The 20,352-nt window shown below is 36.3% G+C and carries 22 protein-coding genes and 1 pseudogene; 16 read left to right on the top strand and 7 right to left on the bottom strand.

Annotated features, from left to right (window positions below; all coding sequences use genetic code 11):
- Positions 1 to 176: 176 nt before the first annotated feature.
- From OVA16_RS12240 to OVA16_RS12215, 6 genes are all read right to left on the bottom strand, one after another.
- Positions 177 to 1,343 (bottom strand): trans-sulfuration enzyme family protein, encoded by a 1,167-nt coding sequence (locus OVA16_RS12240; protein ID WP_267759751.1) that lies wholly within the window; start codon positions 1,341 to 1,343, stop codon positions 177 to 179.
- 78 nt (positions 1,344 to 1,421) lie between these two features.
- Complete coding sequence (locus tag OVA16_RS12235) at positions 1,422 to 1,841, bottom strand: OsmC family protein (RefSeq protein WP_267759749.1); 420 nt, start codon at positions 1,839 to 1,841, stop codon at positions 1,422 to 1,424.
- A 65-nt stretch (positions 1,842 to 1,906) separates the two neighbouring features.
- Complete coding sequence (gene ispE, locus OVA16_RS12230; RefSeq protein WP_267759747.1) at positions 1,907 to 2,710, bottom strand: 4-(cytidine 5'-diphospho)-2-C-methyl-D-erythritol kinase; 804 nt, start codon at positions 2,708 to 2,710, stop codon at positions 1,907 to 1,909.
- A 102-nt stretch (positions 2,711 to 2,812) separates the two neighbouring features.
- The gene (locus tag OVA16_RS12225; RefSeq protein WP_267759745.1) at positions 2,813 to 3,151 is read right to left on the bottom strand and encodes a DUF86 domain-containing protein; all 339 of its coding nucleotides are present in this window, start codon (positions 3,149 to 3,151) and stop codon (positions 2,813 to 2,815) included.
- A complete protein-coding gene (locus OVA16_RS12220) occupies positions 3,141 to 3,446 on the bottom strand; it encodes a nucleotidyltransferase family protein (protein ID WP_267759743.1) in 306 nt (101 codons plus the stop codon). The genes OVA16_RS12225 and OVA16_RS12220 overlap by 11 nt, the downstream gene beginning before the upstream one ends.
- A gap of 25 nt (positions 3,447 to 3,471) precedes the next feature.
- A complete protein-coding gene (locus tag OVA16_RS12215) occupies positions 3,472 to 4,062 on the bottom strand; it encodes a DUF1287 domain-containing protein (RefSeq protein WP_267759741.1) in 591 nt (196 codons plus the stop codon).
- A gap of 158 nt (positions 4,063 to 4,220) precedes the next feature.
- Here OVA16_RS12215 and OVA16_RS12210 point away from each other — a divergent pair, with 158 nt between their 5' ends.
- From OVA16_RS12210 to OVA16_RS12175, 9 genes and pseudogenes are all read left to right on the top strand, one after another.
- Positions 4,221 to 5,015, top strand: a complete 795-nt coding sequence (locus OVA16_RS12210) for a thymidylate synthase (RefSeq protein ID WP_267759739.1) — start codon at positions 4,221 to 4,223, stop codon at positions 5,013 to 5,015.
- 66 nt (positions 5,016 to 5,081) lie between these two features.
- Complete coding sequence (locus OVA16_RS12205) at positions 5,082 to 5,345, top strand: four helix bundle protein (protein ID WP_267759737.1); 264 nt, start codon at positions 5,082 to 5,084, stop codon at positions 5,343 to 5,345.
- 152 nt (positions 5,346 to 5,497) lie between these two features.
- Positions 5,498 to 5,986 (top strand): dihydrofolate reductase, encoded by a 489-nt coding sequence (locus OVA16_RS12200; RefSeq protein WP_267759735.1) that lies wholly within the window; start codon positions 5,498 to 5,500, stop codon positions 5,984 to 5,986.
- Positions 5,987 to 6,105: 119 nt separating this feature from the next.
- Positions 6,106 to 6,471, top strand: a complete 366-nt coding sequence (locus OVA16_RS12195; protein WP_267759733.1) for a hypothetical protein — start codon at positions 6,106 to 6,108, stop codon at positions 6,469 to 6,471.
- 183 nt (positions 6,472 to 6,654) lie between these two features.
- On the top strand, positions 6,655 to 9,210 hold the full coding sequence (secDF, locus tag OVA16_RS12190) for a protein translocase subunit SecDF (protein ID WP_324288380.1): 2,556 nt from the start codon (positions 6,655 to 6,657) through the stop codon (positions 9,208 to 9,210).
- 8 nt (positions 9,211 to 9,218) lie between these two features.
- Positions 9,219 to 9,593 (top strand): hypothetical protein, encoded by a 375-nt coding sequence (locus tag OVA16_RS20105; RefSeq protein WP_324288379.1) that lies wholly within the window; start codon positions 9,219 to 9,221, stop codon positions 9,591 to 9,593.
- A 560-nt stretch (positions 9,594 to 10,153) separates the two neighbouring features.
- Positions 10,154 to 11,450 (top strand): annotated as a pseudogene (locus OVA16_RS12185) (NAD(P)/FAD-dependent oxidoreductase).
- Positions 11,431 to 11,880, top strand: coding sequence for a methylglyoxal synthase (locus OVA16_RS12180; protein ID WP_267759731.1), 450 nt, complete (start codon positions 11,431 to 11,433; stop codon positions 11,878 to 11,880). The pseudogene OVA16_RS12185 and the gene OVA16_RS12180 overlap by 20 nt, the downstream one beginning before the upstream one ends.
- Positions 11,852 to 12,730 (top strand): hydroxymethylglutaryl-CoA lyase, encoded by an 879-nt coding sequence (locus tag OVA16_RS12175; protein WP_267759729.1) that lies wholly within the window; start codon positions 11,852 to 11,854, stop codon positions 12,728 to 12,730. The genes OVA16_RS12180 and OVA16_RS12175 overlap by 29 nt, the downstream gene beginning before the upstream one ends.
- A 116-nt stretch (positions 12,731 to 12,846) precedes the next feature.
- Here OVA16_RS12175 and OVA16_RS12170 read toward each other — a convergent pair whose 3' ends face one another.
- Positions 12,847 to 13,587: a hypothetical protein gene (locus OVA16_RS12170; protein WP_267759727.1), complete on the bottom strand. Its 741-nt coding sequence runs from the start codon at positions 13,585 to 13,587 to the stop codon at positions 12,847 to 12,849.
- A 368-nt stretch (positions 13,588 to 13,955) separates the two neighbouring features.
- Here OVA16_RS12170 and OVA16_RS12165 point away from each other — a divergent pair, with 368 nt between their 5' ends.
- The 7 genes from OVA16_RS12165 to OVA16_RS12135 all read left to right on the top strand — a co-directional run bounded on the left by OVA16_RS12165 (position 13,956) and on the right by OVA16_RS12135 (position 20,308).
- A complete protein-coding gene (locus OVA16_RS12165; protein WP_267759725.1) occupies positions 13,956 to 14,150 on the top strand; it encodes a hypothetical protein in 195 nt (64 codons plus the stop codon).
- 106 nt (positions 14,151 to 14,256) lie between these two features.
- Positions 14,257 to 15,918, top strand: coding sequence for a tetratricopeptide repeat-containing sensor histidine kinase (locus OVA16_RS12160; protein WP_267759723.1), 1,662 nt, complete (start codon positions 14,257 to 14,259; stop codon positions 15,916 to 15,918).
- Between the two features lie 11 nt (positions 15,919 to 15,929).
- Entirely contained in the window at positions 15,930 to 16,598 is a 669-nt protein-coding gene (locus OVA16_RS12155) for a response regulator (RefSeq protein ID WP_267759721.1), read from the top strand.
- 181 nt (positions 16,599 to 16,779) lie between these two features.
- Complete coding sequence (locus OVA16_RS12150; RefSeq protein ID WP_267759719.1) at positions 16,780 to 17,847, top strand: type I restriction endonuclease; 1,068 nt, start codon at positions 16,780 to 16,782, stop codon at positions 17,845 to 17,847.
- Between the two features lie 210 nt (positions 17,848 to 18,057).
- The gene (locus OVA16_RS12145; protein ID WP_267759717.1) at positions 18,058 to 18,375 is read left to right on the top strand and encodes a hypothetical protein; all 318 of its coding nucleotides are present in this window, start codon (positions 18,058 to 18,060) and stop codon (positions 18,373 to 18,375) included.
- Complete coding sequence (locus OVA16_RS12140) at positions 18,372 to 18,779, top strand: OmpA family protein (protein WP_267759715.1); 408 nt, start codon at positions 18,372 to 18,374, stop codon at positions 18,777 to 18,779. Before OVA16_RS12145 ends, OVA16_RS12140 begins: the two co-directional genes overlap by 4 nt.
- The gene (locus OVA16_RS12135) at positions 18,779 to 20,308 is read left to right on the top strand and encodes a hypothetical protein (RefSeq protein ID WP_267759713.1); all 1,530 of its coding nucleotides are present in this window, start codon (positions 18,779 to 18,781) and stop codon (positions 20,306 to 20,308) included. The genes OVA16_RS12140 and OVA16_RS12135 overlap by 1 nt, the downstream gene beginning before the upstream one ends.
- Positions 20,309 to 20,352 lie beyond the last annotated feature (44 nt).

The raw sequence follows: 20,352 nt of genomic DNA, 5'->3' as shown, positions 1-20,352 counted from the left end.
TTTCAGGGTCAGCTAACCCGATAGTTTTATATAGTACCGTAAAATAAGCAAATAATAATCGAGCTCAGGTTCGTAAGTCTGGTTAAACTTGCCGAGTTAAAACTGTGAACTGTGCCGTAGGCATCCCTTTGGGAAAAACTGCCAATTGAAAACTGTTAACTGAAAACTGCCAACTGCTAACCGCCCAGCGCCTGCTCAATATCTTTCAAAATATCATCTATATGCTCTAAACCGATAGATAAACGGATAGAACCTTGCTCAATACCCACAATATTTCGTTCTTCTTCTGTTAATTTGCTGTGGGTACTCGTAGCTGGATGCGTAGCAATAGAACGCGTATCTGCTAAATTTGCGGAGATCGAGAACATCTTTAAACCATCCATAAATTTGCGAGCACCTTCTACACCACCATCAACCACAATGGTAACAATACCGCCGCCCTGTTTCATCTGTTTTTTAGCAATTTCATGCTGAGGGTGGGAAGCTAAAAATGGGTATTTAACTGATTTGATTTTTGGATGTTTTTCCAAATATTCGGCCACTTTCAAAGCGTTTTCGCAATGGCGATCCATACGAACTGCCAAAGTTTCTAAACTCTTAGACAAAACCCATGCGTTAAACGGAGATAAAGATGGACCACTGTGACGGGCAAAATTCATGACCTCCGTAATTAAGGCTTTGCTACCCAAAATCACACCACCCAAAACTCGGCCTTGCCCATCAATATATTTAGTTGCCGAGTGGATAGAAATATGCGCACCTAACTTAATAGGCTGTTGCAAATACGGTGTGGCAAAACAATTATCAACCACTAATAAAGTATTGTGTTTTTTGGCTAAACCAGCTAGAAACTCTAAATCAATAATATCGATACCGGGATTAGAAGGCGTTTCTACGAAAATAATTTTTGTATTTGGCTTAATTAAAGCTTCCCAATCTTGCGGCTTATCTAAATCAGCATAATCGAAAGTTACGCCCCACTTAGAAAACACATTGGTTAACAATTGGTGTGTAGAACCAAATACCGAGCGACTAGAAACAATATGATCGCCATTTTTTAAAAAGGCACCAAAAGTAGTAAAAATAGATGCCATACCCGTTGCCGTAGCAAATCCGTCTTCGGCTCCTTCTAACAAACACATTTTCTCAATAAACTCAGAAGTGTTAGGATTTGAATAACGACTATAAACATTCCCCTCCTTTTCGTTAGCAAACAAAGCACGCATTTCTTCGGCATCGTCAAACTTATAGCTCGATGTTAAGTAAATAGGTGCAGAATGTTCTTTGTGCAAACTTCTTTCAGTTTGAGTGCGTATAGCGATGGTTTCGAAATTATTAGACATTTTTTAGTATTGAGATATGAGTATTGAGATATGAGATAAGCTGCAAGACCATTAGCCTTACACCCTAAACCTTTAACCTCATCCCTTATTAATAGTATATGTAAAATTTATAGTTGCCGATCTGCCCAAAATGTTGGAAACAGAGCAATATTTATCAAAAGTCATTTGTAGGGCACGTTCCACTTTTTGAATGCTCAATTCGCCGAACAAGTTAAATTGAATATCAATTACATCAAAAATTGCAGGCGTTTCCTCTTCTTTTCTAGTTGCCTTGATATTGATTTTGATATCCGTTAATTCTTCTTTTTGTTTGGTCAAGATATTTACCATATCAATGCCACTGCAGCCGCCCAAACCAATCAATAACATCTCCATAGGCCTAAAACCTTTGCCTTCTCCTCCTATGGATGGTTTTGCATCTAACTCTACGGTAAAACCGCTTTCATTTTGCGCTTCAAAATTAAATTTTCCGCTTTTGCGGATAAGGTTGATTTCCATATTAGTATTGAGATTTGAGTATTGAGATTTGAGACCTTACGCCTTCAAGCTTATACCCGATACCTTTATATATCGTAAAAAACTAAATTATCTTTTTCCAATCCTGGCAATTGTACTTCTTTTTCGAATACCGCAAATACCGAAGAACCACTGCCACTCATTAGCGCAAATGTAGCTCCCGCTTGGTAGAGTGCTGTTTTAATTTCGTCAATTTGAGGATATTTTGCAAAAACAGAAGGCTCAAAATCATTGAAAACATGAGCTTGCCAATCTTGTAACGGCAAATGTATCAAATCTTTTAAAGAACTGGAAGGCTGTTTTACTTTTACATTACTGTAAGCTTGTGCGGTTGAAACATGTACCGACGGTTTAACTAACACCAAGTAATACGCCGATAAATCTATTTCTACTTCCTCAAATTCATCGCCTTTGGCAAAAGCGTAGGTAGGTTTGTTCTTGATAAAGAAGGCGCAATCGGCACCAAGTGGCCTAACGTAATCTTCCATTTGGCCGTCGGCTAAACCTAAGTTGAATTTCTGATTGACTAATTTCACTAAAAAAGCAGCATCAGAACTTCCGCCACCTAAACCAGCCCCTACTGGTATATTTTTTAACAACACTATCTTTTGATGCGACAAATTAAAATCTTTTTGTAGTGTTTTAAATGCTTTCATGCAAATATTATCAGTAGCATCGCCGGGAATATCAATTCCTTTAATTAGCATCGAGGTTTCTTCGGCATCTACCAATTCTACTACATCATTTATTTTGATTGGATAAAAAACAGTCTGTAGGTTATGGTAACCATCTGTACGTTTGTCGGTAAGAAATAAGCCTAAATTTATTTTTGCGTTGGCAAATGTTAACATCTTTTTAATTTACGATTTACGAAGTACGATTTTAGATTGAGAAAGGAGAAATGAACAAAGATAAAAGAGCAAAGACTTAACGTATTACTTAAAACGCAAAACTTAACTATCTAGCAAATATTTTTCAACCTCAATTTTCAATTTAGGAAGTTCCCTAACCACAATTGTCCAAATAATTTCATCAGAAATATTATCATAGCTATGAATAATACGATTTCTTGTTCCTATGATATTTCTTGCATTTTCAATTTGAAATTGAGGCTTTTCTTTTAATATTCTATTGATAGCCTCTCCTATTATTTCTAAATTACGCTCTACTGCTTTTTTGGTTTTAAGGTCTTCCTTATAGTTTAAAAAGTTATGATTATCGCCAATAAACAGAAAAATTTCATCTATACATTGCAGAATATCTAGCAAATATGTTTGGACTTTAAGCTCCATAGATTTTAACTTTGGTTATATCCAACTGTTTTTTGAAAAGGGTATTTTTTATTGCTCTCTCTTCCAACAAATCTACTTGCCGCTTTAACAGATTTTCTAATTTAGTTTTTAAATTAAAATAAAGATCAGCATAACTAAAGGGATCATTCTCATAAAAATCCACTAATAAATCTACGTCAGATTTTTCATTAAAATCTGCTCTCGTAATAGAACCAAAAGCAAATAAAGACTTTACCTTATTCTTTTTACAAAGCTCTTTTATTTCTTCTGTTTGGAGTGCTTCTAAATTAGTCATAAACAAATATACTAAATTCTCTTATCTAGATTTTATAAGTATAATGCCCGATAATTTTCCAAGCGAACAAAACATCCTCAGCAACCTGTCCTCCGCCAATATTATGCACAAGAAGATAACGCTTGCCATCACTAGATTTTTTGTTGACTACCAAACCAATGTGCAATTGTCTGCCGTTTAAATCCCAACATACAATATCTCCAGGATGATAATCTGCTGCGTTTTTTGTCATCGGTTTTACCTTGCCTTTGCGCTTAAAAAACACCATTAAGTTAGGCACACGCCTGTGGTCAATATTTTTATCTGGAGTTTTACGGCCCCAGTTTTTAGGATAAAGGCCAAAATTAGCTTTCATGTCTTCGTGCACTTCTTTCTGTAAATCGATACCTAATTTACGGTAAGCACGTATCACTACATCTGTACAAACGCCAGTATTTGCAGGCACATCTCCACCTGGATATTTCAACTTCACATAAGCAGGATCGTAAACGATAGTTGGATTTACGATAGACAGCCCAGCACCAGAAAGTTTTTGAGCAGTTATAGCTTGTGCAAAGCTTGTAACAGCAAAACATCCGCTTATAAAAATCGAAAAGATTATTTTTCTAAACATCATCGTTTAGCAAAACTAATGTATTTAATATATAAAATATCGTTTTATAGCATAGAAATCTAACAATCATCAACACTGTTGAAAAACAGAAATACAGCCTTGGCTTTTAATGGTTAGCTTTGTATTTCACTTTTTAAAAGCCCCTTTAGGGGTTTGGGGTTATGAAACAATATTTAGATTTAATGCAGCATGTGCTTGATAATGGCACACAAAAACACGATAGAACGGGAACGGGTACCATCAGCGTATTTGGCTACCAAATGCGTTTCAATTTGCAAGAAGGCTTCCCGATGGTTACCACTAAAAAACTGCATTTAAAATCTATCATACACGAGTTGATTTGGTTTTTGCAGGGCGATACCAACATTAAATACCTTAAAGATAACGGCGTACGCATTTGGGACGAATGGGCAGACGAAGATGGAAATTTAGGGCCGGTTTATGGTTCGCAATGGCGCAGTTGGCCCACACCAAATGGTGGCCAAATTGACCAGATTACGCAAATCATCAACACCATTAAGAACAATCCCGACAGTAGACGTATCATTGTTTCTGCTTGGAATGTGGCCGAAATTGAAAACATGGCTTTGCCTCCTTGCCATGCTTTTTTCCAGTTTTACGTAGCCGATGGAAAGTTAAGCTGTCAGTTGTACCAACGCAGTGCGGATATTTTCTTAGGCGTACCATTTAACATTGCTTCTTACGCTTTGTTAACCATGATGGTGGCACAAGTTTGTGGTTTAGAGGCTGGAGATTTTATCCATACTTTTGGCGATGCCCACATTTACAATAACCATTTAGAGCAAGTGAAATTACAGTTGAGCAGAGATCCAAAGCCTTTGCCAACCATGAAAATCAACCCTGAGGTTAAAGATATTTTCGATTTTAAATTTGAAGATTTTGAATTGGTAAACTACGAAGCACATCCGCATATTAAAGGGATAGTGGCGGTTTAATGGTTCATTTGCTCATTGGTTCATTTGTTGATTTTATATAGCTTAGTAGAATCAACTACCTAAACTATGAGCTACAATAAGATTGAAGAACTAGATGTTTACAATCTCGCTGAAGAAATATCGGATGAAATATGGAACATTGTTTTAACTTGGGATTTCTTTGCTAAAGATACCGTTGGCAAACAAATTTGCAGAGCTGCCGATTCCATTAGTGCAAATATTGCAGAAGGATATGGAAGATTTCACTTTAAAGAAAATAAGAATTCTTGTTACTACAGTAGAGGTTCTATCTTAGAAGTAAAATCTTTTTTGAGAAAATCAAAAACATAGAAATTTAATCACAGAGAACCAACACAGCACCTTACTTAAAAAGTTAGAAATAGTACATATCAAATTAAATAGTTATATCAAATTCATTGGAAAACAGGAAGTAAGCGCTATGCAGTCCAAATGAGCCAATGAACTAATGAACCAATGAACTAATGAACCAAACCACCATAGTAGTAGCCATATCATCAAACAATGCCATTGGCAAAGACAACCAATTACTTTGGCACTTACCTGCCGACTTAAAACATTTTAAGAACATCACTTCTGGCCATACCATTATCATGGGACGTAAAACTTACGATTCTATTGGAAAGCCTTTGCCAAATAGAAGAAATATTGTAATTACTCGCCAAACAGGCTTGCAGTTAGCAGGAATAGAAGTGGTAAATTCATTAGATGAAGCATTAGCATTTTGTAAAGAAGAAACACAGGTTTTTGTAATTGGCGGGGCCGAAATTTACCGGCAAGCACTTCCTTTAGCACATAAAATTGAATTGACCCGAGTTCATCAGGAATTTGATGCCGATGCTTTTTTCCCAGAATTGGATAACAAAACTTGGAAAGAAGTTTGGAAAGAAGATCATTTGCCCGATGAGAAGAACAAATTCGCTTATACTTTTTCAACTTTAGAGCGCCGTTAACTACTAAATTCTTAATAATGCTCCGTTTTCAATCTAAAAAACCTTTTTCTTACTTTTTTCTACTAAGCCTCTTAATAGTAACCATAATTTTATTTTCAGTCTTCGCAATTATCAAAAGATTGGATATTTTAAGCTCATTCATCTGTATTATTGGTATAAACCTATTAGCCTTTTATCTCATTGGACGATATTTGTGTGTTTTAAGTCTTTTCGATAACAAAATAACTGTCGAATTCATTTATCCTTTCAGAATAAAAAAAGAATACGAGTTTAACGGTATCTCAGAAATTGATGCTCGGGGTGACAACAGTTCGGCAGAAGCGATGCTTGACATAGAGCTTAATTTAAATAGAGGCTTTTATAGATTGTATTTAACAGACGCAAATGGAAAGTTATTAAACATTAAATATAACATCTCAGAAAAAGACAATAAAGAGTTTATTTCTCTTTTAAAAATAAAGCTAACAGAACTTAGTACAGGTTAATATTTCAAAATTTATTAAAATCATTTGTGCATCTGTGGCTTAATATATTTCTTATCCCAATAAAATTACATTTAGCAGTTCTATTATATAAAAAAATAATTAGATTTGCCGACTTGTTAAAAAACAGCTTATTATAATAATAGATTTAAACAAACAATGCAAGGTAAAGGTTTTATAAAATTTATGGCGATCCTTTTGGGTATCGTCTGTCTGTATTCACTTTCTTTCAACATCATTACTTACAACGTAGAGAAAAAGGCTAAGGAATTTGCAAAAGGCGATGAAGCAAAAGAGAAAGCATATTTAGACTCAATGGCTACCGAAAAGGTATATCCATTATTGGGCCTTACCTATCAGCAAGTAAAAAGCAAAGAAATTAACTTAGGTCTTGACCTTAAAGGTGGTATGAACGTTACCATGGAAATTTCTTTGGCAGAGTTGACCAAATCATTAGCTGGCAACACTTCTGATGAGAACTTCAACAAAGCGTTGAGCAATGCGCAAACCCAAATGAACGCTGGTGGAAAAGATTTCATTGCTTTGTTTGTAAGCGAATACGAGAAACTGGTTCCTAACGGGAAGTTAGCCGATTTCTTTGCTAACCAAGATAACGTACAACAATTAAAAGCTACGGCGAGCAATTCTGAAGTTAAATCTTACTTAAGCAAAGAAGCTAACAGCGCTATCGATCGTTCATTCATCATCTTACGTAGCCGTATTGATGGTTTTGGTGTAGTTAGTCCTAACATGCAGAAACAAGAAGGTTCTAACAGAATCTTTATTGAAATGCCAGGTATCCAAGACAAAGAACGTGTTCGTAAATTATTGCAAGGTTCTGCCGAGTTACAATTCTGGCAAGTATATCAATCTCAAGAGGTTTATCCAGTTTTAGAAAACATCAACAAAACCTTAGCACTAACAGTAAAAGATACAGTAGCCACAAAAGCAACAGCAGACACTACTGCTGCCAAAGGTGGTAAGTTAGCTGGTTTAACTAAAGGCGCAAGCTCAACAGCTGCAACTAAAGATACTAGCGCAACTGCCCTAGCTGCCGAAGCTCAAAAAACAAACCCTTTATTTGCAGTTTTAGTACCTCCAGTTTATCAAGGCGAAAACGGCCAACCTCAATTAATGCCTGGTGCAGTAGTGGGTTCGGCTTTGCAAAAAGATACAGCAAAAGTTAACGCCATGTTAGCTCGTCCAGAAATTAAGTCTTTAGTTCCAACTACCATGAAATTCATGTGGGGACTAAAACCAAGAACTGGCACAAAAGCATTTGAGCTTTATGCAATTAAATCAACTTCGTTAGATGGCCGCCCTGATTTAAGTGGCGATGCGGTTGCTAACGCCCGCGATGGTTACGACCAGAACAACAACCCTGATGTAACCATGTTCATGACCAGCGAAGGTGCATCTAAGTGGAAAAAAATGACTGCAGAAGCTGCTGCTGATCCTAACAACAAAAAAGCAATTGCTATTGTATTAGACAACACAGTTTACTCTGCTCCTACAGTACAAAACGAAATTCCTAACGGTGTTTCTTCTATCACTGGAAGTTTCACTAAAGAAGATACTAAAGATTTAGCTAACGTATTAAAAGCTGGTAAGTTACCTGCTCCTGCTAAAATCGTTTCAGATTTCGTTGTTGGTCCGTCATTGGGTCAACAAGCTATCGATAGCGGTTTATTATCTTTCGTATTGGCTTTCGTAGTAATTCTTGCTTTCATGGCATTTTACTACAACAAAGCAGGTTGGGTAGCCAACATTGCATTGTTAATCAACGTATTCTTTATTATGGGCGTTTTAGCTGCATTTGGTGCAGTATTAACGCTGCCTGGTATCGCAGGTATTGTGTTAACCATTGGTTTATCGGTAGATGCTAACATCCTTATTTTCGAACGTGTTCGTGAAGAATTGGCCTTAGGTAAATCTACCAATTTAGCTATTAGAGAAGGTTTTAAACACGCCATGTCGTCAATCTTAGACTCTAACATTACTGTATTCATTTTAGGTGTAATCTTATTTGTTTTCGGTTCTGGTCCAGTACAAGGTTTTGCAACCACTTTATGTGTGGGTATCGTTACTTCATTATTCGCAGCAGTATTGATTTCTCGTTTGATTTTCGAATCAATGATGGACAAAAAAGCTAACATCACTTTCGATAACAACATAACCAGAGGAGCATTCAAAAACTTAGCATTCAACTTCGTTGGACGTAGAAAACTTTACTATATCATCTCTGCAGTAATCATTGTAGCGGGTACTGCCATGTACTTCAAAAACGATGGCTTACACTTAGGTGTTGATTTTAAAGGTGGTAGAACTTACATGGTAAAGTTCGACAAGCAATTGAACACCGAAGAAGTTGCTAAAACTTTATCTGAAAATTTCGAAGGCGAAGAAGCTTTAGTTAAAACTATCGGAACTGATAATTCGTTAAAAATTACTACACCTTACCACATTACAGACCAAGCGCCAGATGCAGATAAAGTTGTGGAGACAGCTTTGCGTAAAGGTTTAGATGGTTTAGGTGCTAAATACACCATCGAGAGTTCACAAAAAGTAACGCCAACCATTGCTAGCGATATCATCACTAGTGCGGTTTATGCAGTGTTGTTCTCTTGTTTAGTGATGTTTATCTACATCTTGGTACGTTTCAAAAAATGGCAATATGGTTTAGGTGCGGTAATTGCGTTGTTCCATGACGTATTATTAGCATTTCATTCTACACTATTTTAGATGGCGTGTTGCCTTTCCCACTAGAGATTGGTCAAGATTTCATCGCAGCAATTTTAACGGTAATGGGTTACACCATGACAGAAACGGTAATCGTATTCGACCGTATCCGCGAGCGTTTAGCAGAAGCTGGTAAAGACGATATGTATGGCGAAGAGCGTAACAAGCTAATCAACTTCGCGTTAAACAGTACATTAAGTCGTACCATCTTAACTTCATTATCGGTATTCTTCGTATTAATCGTAATCTTCATTTTCGGTGGCGATAGCATCCGTGGTTTTATCTTTGCACTATTAATTGGTCGTATCATCGGTACTTATTCATCATTATGTATCTCTACGCCAATCGTAATCGATTTATCGAAAGACGAAAAAGCAGTAAAATAGATTTTCAAAACCAAATCATAAATCTTAAGTCCCGATGCAAATCGGGACTTTTTTTTTGAGAGAAATAATGTAGAAAGTGATTAGAAAAGCAAATCACTGCAATAAACAATGTCACTCCCGCTATTCGCTTTACTTCGGGCAAACACACAGGTTTGCCGCTACGTGTTCGCTACTATCGGGTTTAAAATGCAAATGTTGTGCACAGGTGTAAGTTATCTAAACCTGATAGCAGCGGAAATACTTTTTGGTGCACTATCTATAAATAAACCTGATAGGCTTTCGAAACCTACCAGGTTGGGCACCCCTATCTTAAACAAAAAGATTGCAGCAAAAAGCAGGACTATCGTAACCGATAAGCACTACTGAAGCTTTCCAAATCAAACCTTCTGTCAAACTAATTCCACATTCTAGCAATAAAACCAAACAGCCAACAAACTACAAACCAAACCACCATTAAATCTCTATATTTACCAAACTAAATAGCAGTTTACCTGTTGCTTAATTGAAGTTAATGGTAGGCTATTCTTACTTTTAACTTTAGACTTTTAACTTCATCTGGTATGGAAAACAGAAAGAAAATTGTAATTGTTGGCGGTGGTTTTGGTGGTATTGAATTGGCTAAAAAGCTAAAAAATAAAAATGTAGATGTGCTTATTTTAGACAAGCACAACTACCATACTTTTCAGCCTTTACTTTATCAAGTAGCTACTGGAGGCTTAGAAGCAGATTCTATCGCCTTCCCTATCCGTAAGATTTTTAAAGGACAGAAAAATTTAAAATTTCGCGTTACAGAAGTAAAAAAAGTAATTCCGGAACAAAACAGATTAGAAACTACCATTGGTGATATTGATTACGACTACCTTGTAATCGCCACTGGATCTACCAGTAACTATTTTGGGCAAACAGAAATTTCGCAGCATGCTATGCCCATGAAATCCATCCCCGAAGCACTAAATCTGCGTAGCTTAATACTGCAAAACTTGGAAGCGGCAATTATAGCTAAAGATCCTCTTAAAGAAAGTGAGCTACTTAATTTTGTTGTGGTTGGTGGCGGGCCAACAGGTGTAGAAACCGCCGGCGCCATTGGCGAACTTAAAAAAGCACGTACTAAAAAACGATTACCCAGAGCTAGATTTAGATAAAGTTAATATTTACTTAATTGAAGGCTCTCCCGAACTGTTGGGCGCCATGTCTGTACCCGCACAACAAAAAGCTAAACAATTTTTAGAAGAACTCGGCGTAACTGTTTACACCGAGGCCCGTGTGCAAAATTACGACGGACAAACACTTTCACTTGTTGATGGCCGAAAAATTGGTGCTGCCACGGTAGTTTGGAGCGCAGGTGTAAAAGGCGTAGTGCTAGAAGGCTTAAATACCGAAGTTGTAGTGAGGGGAAATCGTTTAAAAGTGAACGAAATTAATTTGGTAGATAGTTATCAAAACATTTTTGCAGTTGGCGATGTAGCGGCAATGATTACCGAAGATACCCCAAACGGACACCCGGGCGTAGCACCAGTAGCCATACAACAGGGAAAACTACTAGCCAAAAATTTAGTAAACTTAATAGAAAACAAACCTACAGAAGCTTTCAAGTATTTCGATAAAGGTGCAATGGCCACGGTTGGAAGAAATAGAGCGGTGGTAGATATCAATAAGATAAGATTTCAAGGAATATTTGCTTGGTTTACTTGGATGTTCGTACATTTAATGACCTTAGTAGGCTTTAGGAACAAATTGGTAGTTTTCGTAAATTGGGTTTGGAGTTACTTTAGCTACGACAGAGGTACTAGATTAATCATCAGACCATTTAAACCTTATAAAGAATACAAACAAACACATGACGCAGAAGCAACTTAATGCCAACAAAACCATAGCCTTAGTAGCCCACGACCACCGCAAAGACGACCTGATTAAATGGGCTATAGCAAATAAAGATGCGCTTAGTCAACACAGCTTATTGGCCACTGGCACAACTGGTAGGTTATTAGAAGAAAGTTTAGGTTTACCAGTAAAAAAACTATTGAGTGGCCCATTAGGCGGCGACCAACAGATTGGAGCCCTAATTGCACAATCGGAAATTGATGTACTAATTTTCTTCTGGGACCCCATGGAGGCGCAACCACACGACCCAGATGTGAAAGCTTTGCTACGTGTAGGCATTGTTTGGAATATTCCGATGGCTTGCGATGTAGCTACTGCAGATTTCTTAATTTCATCGCCTTACATGAAAGGCACTTATACCGCAGCATTAACTGATTATGATGCCTATAAAAACAGAAAACTTTAACAATCCAATTAAATTGGTAGAGTGCCCTCGTGATGCCATGCAGGGTTTACATGATTTTGTACCTACAGATCTCAAAATAGAATACTTAAACCTCTTGCTTAAAGTTGGTTTTGACACTTTAGATTTTGGTAGTTTTGTTTCGCCAAAAGCCATTCCGCAAATGCGAGATACCGAAGAAGTTTTGGCTGGTTTAGATTTGTCTGGCACTACCAAATTACTGGCTATTGTCGCTAATTTGAAAGGTGTTGAAAATGCAGTGAAACATCCGGAAATTACTTATTTAGGTTTCCCCTTTTCTATTTCGGAGACTTTTCAGCAGCGTAATACCAATGCTAGCATTGCGCAATCTTTACACACCGTAGAAGAAATACTGAACCTTTGCGAAAAGCATAATAAGCAAGTGGTAGTTTATCTTTCTATGGGTTTTGGTAATCCTTATGGCGATGAGTGGAATACAGCTATTGTTTCGCACTGGGCAAATGAATTGGTAAAAAAAGGCGTGAAAATCATTTCTGTAGCTGATACCGTTGGCGTTTCTACTCCAGATAAAATAATGGAGATCTTTCCTCCCCTAGTACAGGCTTTTCCAGATATCGAGTTCGGGTTGCATTTACACAGTACACCGCAGCAACGCCTAGAAAAAATTGAAGCTGCCCTTGCCGCAGGTTGCACCCGTATGGATAGCGCTTTAAAAGGTTTTGGCGGTTGCCCAATGGCTGCAGATGATTTAACAGGCAATATCTCTACAGAAAATGTAATTAGTTACTTAAATTCAAAAGGTGTTCAGCTGAATTTGGATATGGAAAAATGGAACGAAGCAATGATGTTTTCGGGAAGGGTTTTTCATTAATAAGCATTCTAATCGCTATTCTTTACACTTGTTTGTTGGCGAGGATGCCAGCGAAAGCCTATCCAAGGTTGGCGCCCTCGCCGACGTTACCTGTTAATTTTTCAAAAATATTTATTCTACCCCCCAACAACTGTTGTATCTTTTTTCTTCAAAATATACTTATCAATAATGTATTTTGTAATAGGCTTTAATTGTTTCTCCTCATCCACTGGATGCATTCCACTATCTGTAAAAAAATCTGGTACTGTATCTATCTTCATATACCAAACTCTACCAATATCCTTATAGTTGATGGTATCTGGTCTGGTTATTCTCTTAAAGCGCTTCAATTTGCTGTCGTCTAAGCGAACAGCCTTTAACTCTTCCTCAGCAGCCTGGTTACAATCTTTTTGCTGATAAGCTGATCCATCCCAATACATACATTTAGGCCTTGGCCAAACCACATATATGGCAATTAATAATAACAAAACAGCAACAATTTGGAAATACTTCTGCTTATAAATTGGCGTCTTTATAGGATTAGTAATTGGCTGTATTTCTGCGTCGTAAAATTTTAACAACCAAGCTAGCAACTCAACAGTTTGGATATTGGGATTTTCGATTTCTTCTAATATAAATTTCCTTAACGGTCTAAACTTATCGGGGTCAATATTTCTAATATCAGCTGCAATAGAAATCTCCACGCCAAATCCTTTTAAGATACTTCTTATTCTTTCATCAGGACATTTCGAAAAAACAATGACACATTCGTTTCGCAAATTGGCCGTAGTTGGATGTAATAAGTTAGCTGATAATTTTCCTGATTTTTTTAATCGCTGGTAGGTGGTTGTTACTTTTTCTTTCCGTTGTTCGAGCATTCCTAAAAGATTTAAGCGAAAATAAACGGAATTTTTGGAATACTACAATACTAATTGGAATCTCATTGGAATCATTGGAATTCCTTCTTTAAAGCTATTTCAAGCCCACATCTTTGCTTTCGAAATCAGTCACAAAAAACAAACACGAAATCTGGTTTTAAAAAAATGAGTGGATATCGCGGTAGCGAAATATTGGACTGGGAAGCTTTATAAGTTCCCACGGTTGAAACTCGAAACACTTCCCAAAAATTTCAGAAGGCCTTCTGAATAAATCACAGTAAACCGAGCGAACGGTTCGCTCAGAACTGCAATTATTCAACTTTTAAATTTTTGACAAAATGTTTATTCCAATTTTTATTGCAATCCTTATGGGATTAATTTCTCCTTCAAGTCAATCTTCAAATTGCAATACCGGAGGTACCATTTATGTAAGCCAAAGCAATGGCGAAGATGGCGACCCAAATACAGATCCTAATGGTGACGGCGGCGACACCAGCGTTGATGGCCCAGGTCCGGCTAATCCAGGTGGTGGTTCTGGACAAAACCCACCACCAAAACCATAATTTAACCTCAAGCAAGGTGCTAGGCACCTTGCTTCTTAGATTCTAAAATATAGTTACTCTATTTTTGTTTACATTGTTTTTTGTAGTTTTGGGTAAATTCAAAGCTGTGACACGCCTCTACCTACTTTTTATTAGTCTTTTTTTACTTTCGTGCTCTGCAAACCAGCAGAACAATAAGAGAGATAAAGACGCAAATCCTTTTCACGACCAAGCTTATACCTACAGAGATACTCAAAAACCAGACAGTGCATTTATCTTCTTTGAAAAAGCAAAAGAAATTTTTCTTCAACGCAGAGATAGTATCGGCGTAGCCAACTGTTTGGTAAACTCGGCAATCATCTCTACTAACATAGGAGATTACTTTGGCGGACAAGAACTCTCTCTCGAAGCACTATCCTATCTAAATGAAGAGAAAAAAGAAGATTATCCCTACCTCCACTCCAACTACAACAATCTGGCTATTGCCAATGAACGTCTCAGAAATTATGATAACGCTATTAAATTTTATGATCTAGCAATTAAATTCGCTACAGATTCCAGCTCAATTTTACTTTACCTAAACAACAAAGCAAATGCCTATCAAGGATCAAAACAATATAAAAACGCCTTAGCTATTTATAACAGATTATTACAAAAAAGTAAAAGAGATAAGATAACTTATGCAATGATATTATCTAATGTAGCGGTCACAAAATGGCACCTAAATCTAGGTTACAATCCATTGCCCGAACTAAAAATAGCCTTAAGCATACGTCAAAAAGAACAAGACTTATGGGGCTTAAATTCTAGCTATCATTACATTGCCGATTACTATGCCAAATATCAACCCGATTCTGCGCTGTACTACGCTAAGAAAATGTTAGCCAATGCACAGCAATTAAATAGTGCCGATGACCAGCTATTCGCCCTGCAAAAGCTCATCAAATTTAGCCCTAAACCAAATAGAGATGCTTACTTTGATCGTTACCTTAAACTAGACGACAGTTTACAAACAGCTAGAAACCTTGCTAAAAACCGTTTTGCACTCATTAAGTTTGAAACCGAAAAACATAAAGCAGATAATTTAGTCTTACAGAAAAAGAATACCGAAAAAACTTACCAGATCATCATTATTACTATCATTGCTATTTTAATTTTAGCTACAGGATTATTTTGGTATAAAAAACGCCAACAGCACATTAAGCTAATTGCAGAAAAAGCAATTAAAGAAAATCAACTTAAAACTTCTAAAAAAGTACATGATGTGGTTGCCAATGGTCTTTATAGGGTAATGATCGAAATCGAAAATCAAGATGAAATAGATAAAGAAGCAATATTGGATAAAATAGAAGATATGTATGAGAAATCTAGGGATATTTCATACGATCAGACACCAACGATATTGATCGATTTCCATAAAAAAGTAAAAAACTTGATTAATTCCTTCTCATCACCAGTTGTTACCGCAAAAATTAATGGCAATACCAAACAATTGTGGGAGAAAACAACTGCAAAAGTACAATTTGAAATAGAACATATTTTGCAAGAATTAATGGTAAACATGGCGAAACATAGTGGCGCAACCCAAGTGTCAGTTTCATTTGAGCACAATAACCAAGAAATTAAGATATACTATAAAGATAACGGTGTTGGTATTCCTAAAAGCGCTCAATTTAAAAATGGATTGACAAATACGGGAAACCGTATTAAAAATATTTCGGGGTCAATTACTTTTGAAACATTAACTGAAACTGGGTTGGAGATTAAAATTTCTTTCCCTATTTCCTAAAAAACTACCTTATGTTTAAAAAAGTATTAATTGCAGAAGATCACGAAACCATCAATTACTCTATACAAAGAACATTGGAAGAGCTCAAAATACCTCACGATAGCAGAAATTATGTTTATTACTGCGACGATGCAATTAAACGTATAGAAAAAGCCATTAACGATGGCGAACCTTACGAACTGCTCATTACCGATCTGTCTTTTGAAGAAGATATGCCAGGCCAACAAATTACCACGGGGCAGGCCTTAATTGCTGCAGCAAGAAAAATACAGCCCAATTTAAAAGTCTTGATATTTTCTATCGAAAACAGAGCCTCTGTAGCGCAGTCTCTTTTTGATGAATTAAATATAGATGCATTTGTGCCGAAAGCTCGCCGAGATGCACAAGACCTTAGAGATGCCATTCAACATACTTACCACGGTAAAAAACATTTTTCGGCAAACCTCAAAAAAGACTTCGAAGAAAAGCATCATCAATTTAATGAATTTGATACCGAATTGGTTTTCTTACTCTCGCAGGGCGTACCCCAAAAAAATATTCCGCATTACCTGCAACAAAAAAATATTAAACCCTCTGGTTTAAGCAGTGTCGAAAAACGTTTAAGCACCATCAAAACCAAACTTAATATCTTTAGTAATGAGCAGCTAATTGCCTACTGTAAGGATAAGAAAATTATTTAACGGCGTTGATTTGATAATTAGATGATGGAATGATAAAAGCCCAACTGACCACTAATACCTAACAACTGATACCTGATACCTCATCCCTAAATCAATAAAAACTTTTTTTAGCCCTTTACGGTTTCCCGTAAAATGATGCAAAATCGGCTTAGTACTTTTGGGAGTACCAACCGATAAACACATGGATTTAAAATTAAAGCTAGAGCAGCTTCATCAAAGGGTAGTTCATTTGAAAGAACAGATTAACACCGAGGAAGCCACAAAAAATGCCTTCGTAATGCCTTTTATTCAAATTTTAGGCTACGATATTTTTAATCCAACAGAGGTTATACCCGAACATATTTGTGATATTGGCACCAAAAAGGGCGAAAAAGTAGATTACATCATTAAAAGAGATAACGAACCCATCCTCATCATCGAATGTAAGCATTGGAAAGAAAATGCAGACGCCCACAACTCTCAATTACATCGTTATTTCCATGTATCTAAAGCCCGTTTTGGTGTGCTCACAAATGGTGTGATTTATAATTTCTACACCGATTTAGAGCAACCTAATATTATGGACGAGAAGCCGTTCTTGACCATTAATATAGAAGATTTGAAAGACAATGCCATTAAAGTTTTAGAAAGCTTTACCAAACAAGGTTACCATCTGGAGACCATTTTAGATTCTGCCGAAGCGTTAAAGTACATCAAGGCCATTAGAAAAGAGTTCGAAAAAGAAATTGAACAGCCTTCTGATGAATTGGTTAAGTTATTGGTGAGCCGTTTTTTCGATAAACCTTTAATTGCCAGCAGAATGGTTGCTTTTAAAGAATATGCTAAAAAAGCACTGGCCATCTCTATTAACGAGTCTATTAGCCATCGTTTAAAATCGGCCCTACACATCAATGAAAACATTGAAAGTAAAACTGAAGAACAGACAGTTAATTCTATAGATGATAACAACGATACGCCAAAAGTAATTACCACCGACGAAGAATTAGAAGCTTTCCAAATTGTAAAGGCGATTTTGCGTGAGAAACTTACATCAGATCGCATTGCGGCTAGAGATACGCAATCTTATTTCGGAGTGTTGCTAGACGATAATAACCGTAAACCGCTTTGCCGCTTGCATTTTAATAGTGCTAATAAATACATCGAACTTTTTCATAAGGGCAAAGATGCCGGAGAAAAAGTTTTGCTAAATAGCTTGGATGAGATTTATGGGTTTAGGGAGCAGTTGCACGGGGCGGTGGAGAGGTATTGAGCTTAAATCAATATTTTTGAGATTCTACTTAAAATTAGATCATTTTTTCACAGATAACTGAAATCATATTGTATTTTTCATTGCATTGCATATTTAAATCTATTGAAATAAACGCTTACTTAATAATCCATGAACTACAATTACAAGTTCTCATCGTTGTTTCCATTTATAACTATTCCACATAATTTGATAAAATACTCCGTTGCATAAATGTCAGGAACAAAAAAAGAAAGTCATTGGATTCCTCTAGCAGACCTTATGACGGTCTTAATGGTAATTTTTCTATTTATGTCAATTTCCTATATGGCACTAGTAGAAAAAAGGCAGAAAGAACAGAATCAAATATTTAAAGACTATGAAGAGTCAAAAGTCTCCCTATACAATGAACTTAACAAAGCTTTTAAAAATGACTTCGCCAAATGGAATTTGAAGCTTGACAATGACTTATCAATAAAATTTACAAATCCACAAGTGCTTTTTTTAGCGAAGGCAGCGCCGATATCACTACCCACTTTCGAACTATCTTGAGCGACTTTCTTCCAAAATACCTTCATGTTGTGTTGCAAAAAAAATATCACGATAAAATTGCTGAAATTCGAATTGAGGGACACACAGACAGTAAACCTATTAAACTGTCTGGAGACCCTTATATTGATAACATGAAGCTGTCGCAAGACAGGGCAAGAAATGTTTTGGGTTTTTTACGTTCTCAAAACTATTTTATCAACTTGCAGCCGGCCGAAAAAGAAAGACTGCAATATTGGCTTACAGCCAATGGACTTTCTTATGGTCGTACCGTTGATAAAGATTATAAAATTTCCTTCGACAGTAAACAACCAATTGATAATGGTAAATCAAGAAGAGTTGAATTTAGAATAGTAACCACAAGTGAAGCAATCATAAACGAAGCACTTAAAAACATAAACGAATAATGAGTTTTGAAATAATATTTGGAATTGGAATAATCCTCATAGTTGCTATTTGGGCAGCTTTCTATATTAATAAGCGCACAAAGGAAAATACCAATGAACATTTGTTTGATTTTATACCTCACTTATTCCCTACTCTTGGAATATTATTTACGTTTTTAGGTATCGCAATTGGTTTGTGGAATTTTGACAGCAACAATATTGAAAAAAGTATTCCAGAATTGATGAATGGGTTGAAGACCGCTTTCCTTGTATCAATTTTTGGAGTTGCTTTATTGGTCGGTTTTTCTTTTTGGACAAACATCAAAAAGAAAAAACTGGAAGAAGGTGTTTTAAGCGAAGAGACACTAGCAATCAATAATTTAATTGAAGCAATTAAAGAACTAAGAAACGATTTTACTTCGACTGATGAAAACGGAAACACAATTAAACCCGGCAATGTGTTTCGAGATATTTATAAGGAATCTCAAAAGCAATCAACATCCTTACAAACATTTTCCTCCGATTTAGCTTTAACAATTTCAGCAGGTTTTGAAGAAGTTTTCAATAATCCAACAGGTGCTGTTGTAGAAGAATTAAAATTAGTTAAAGCCGAAATTGAGAGTTTAGGTAACAAGCTGAAAGACCCTGCAACCGATATGACTCAAAATATTGTGAAGGAATTACAGGAATCAATGGGTAAAATGATTGCAGAATTTAAAACTTCAATGAGTGGCGATACTAAAAATGAAATGGAAAGATTAGCAGGTTTACTTGGTCAAGCAGGTGGTTCATTAACGGACTTCCCTTTGAAATTGCAAAATATGACCGATAATCTAAATGAAAATTTCAGAGGTTTACAAGAAGTGGTTCAGCAAATTTCAAAACAAACACTTTCTCAATCGGAAGAATCAACCAACCAAATGAGAAAACAGGTTGAGGATATGAGCGAAATTCTACGAAGTAAAGTCGGAGATTTACAATCAGGACAACAAACTTTACTTAATGAACAATCGAAAAACCTACAAGTTTCCGAAAATCTTTTGAGTGCTTTTAATACAAGCATTGAAAAAATGAACGGACTTTCAACCGAAGTGAATGGTAGCATTTCAAAACTCAATCAAGCTCAAACAGAATTGGAAAAAGTTATTTCTGTTTTTAGAAACGTATCGCAGGAAATCAATACATCATCAAGCAGATTTGGAGAATCGCAAAATGAATTTTCAAAACATTCGAATCAGTTCTTACAAAACAATTCAAATACAATCACTGAAATTCAAAAATCATTAGAAACTGCAAAAAGCGTTTCTGCCGATTATGCACAGAAATTTGAAATCATTGAAAAAGGATTGTCAAAAGTATTTGCCGACCTTGAAACAGGACTAAAAGGTTATCAAACAACTGTAAGAGAGAGTCTTGAAACTTATTTAGGCAAATACACCGATGCTTTAACCAAAACAGCGGAATCACTTGCAGGAGCTTCATCAAAACAAGAAGACATTTTGGAAGAACTAACTGAACAACTTAGTAAATTAAACGGACGAAGAAACTAATATGCCGACAACCCAGGACATATTACAATTTCATTTTTACCGAC

This window comes from Pedobacter sp. SL55 (assembly GCF_026625705.1).
GTDB lineage: Bacteria > Bacteroidota > Bacteroidia > Sphingobacteriales > Sphingobacteriaceae > Pedobacter.
Note: the sequence above shows the minus strand (reverse complement) of the source record. Positions and strands in the feature narration are given on the sequence as shown.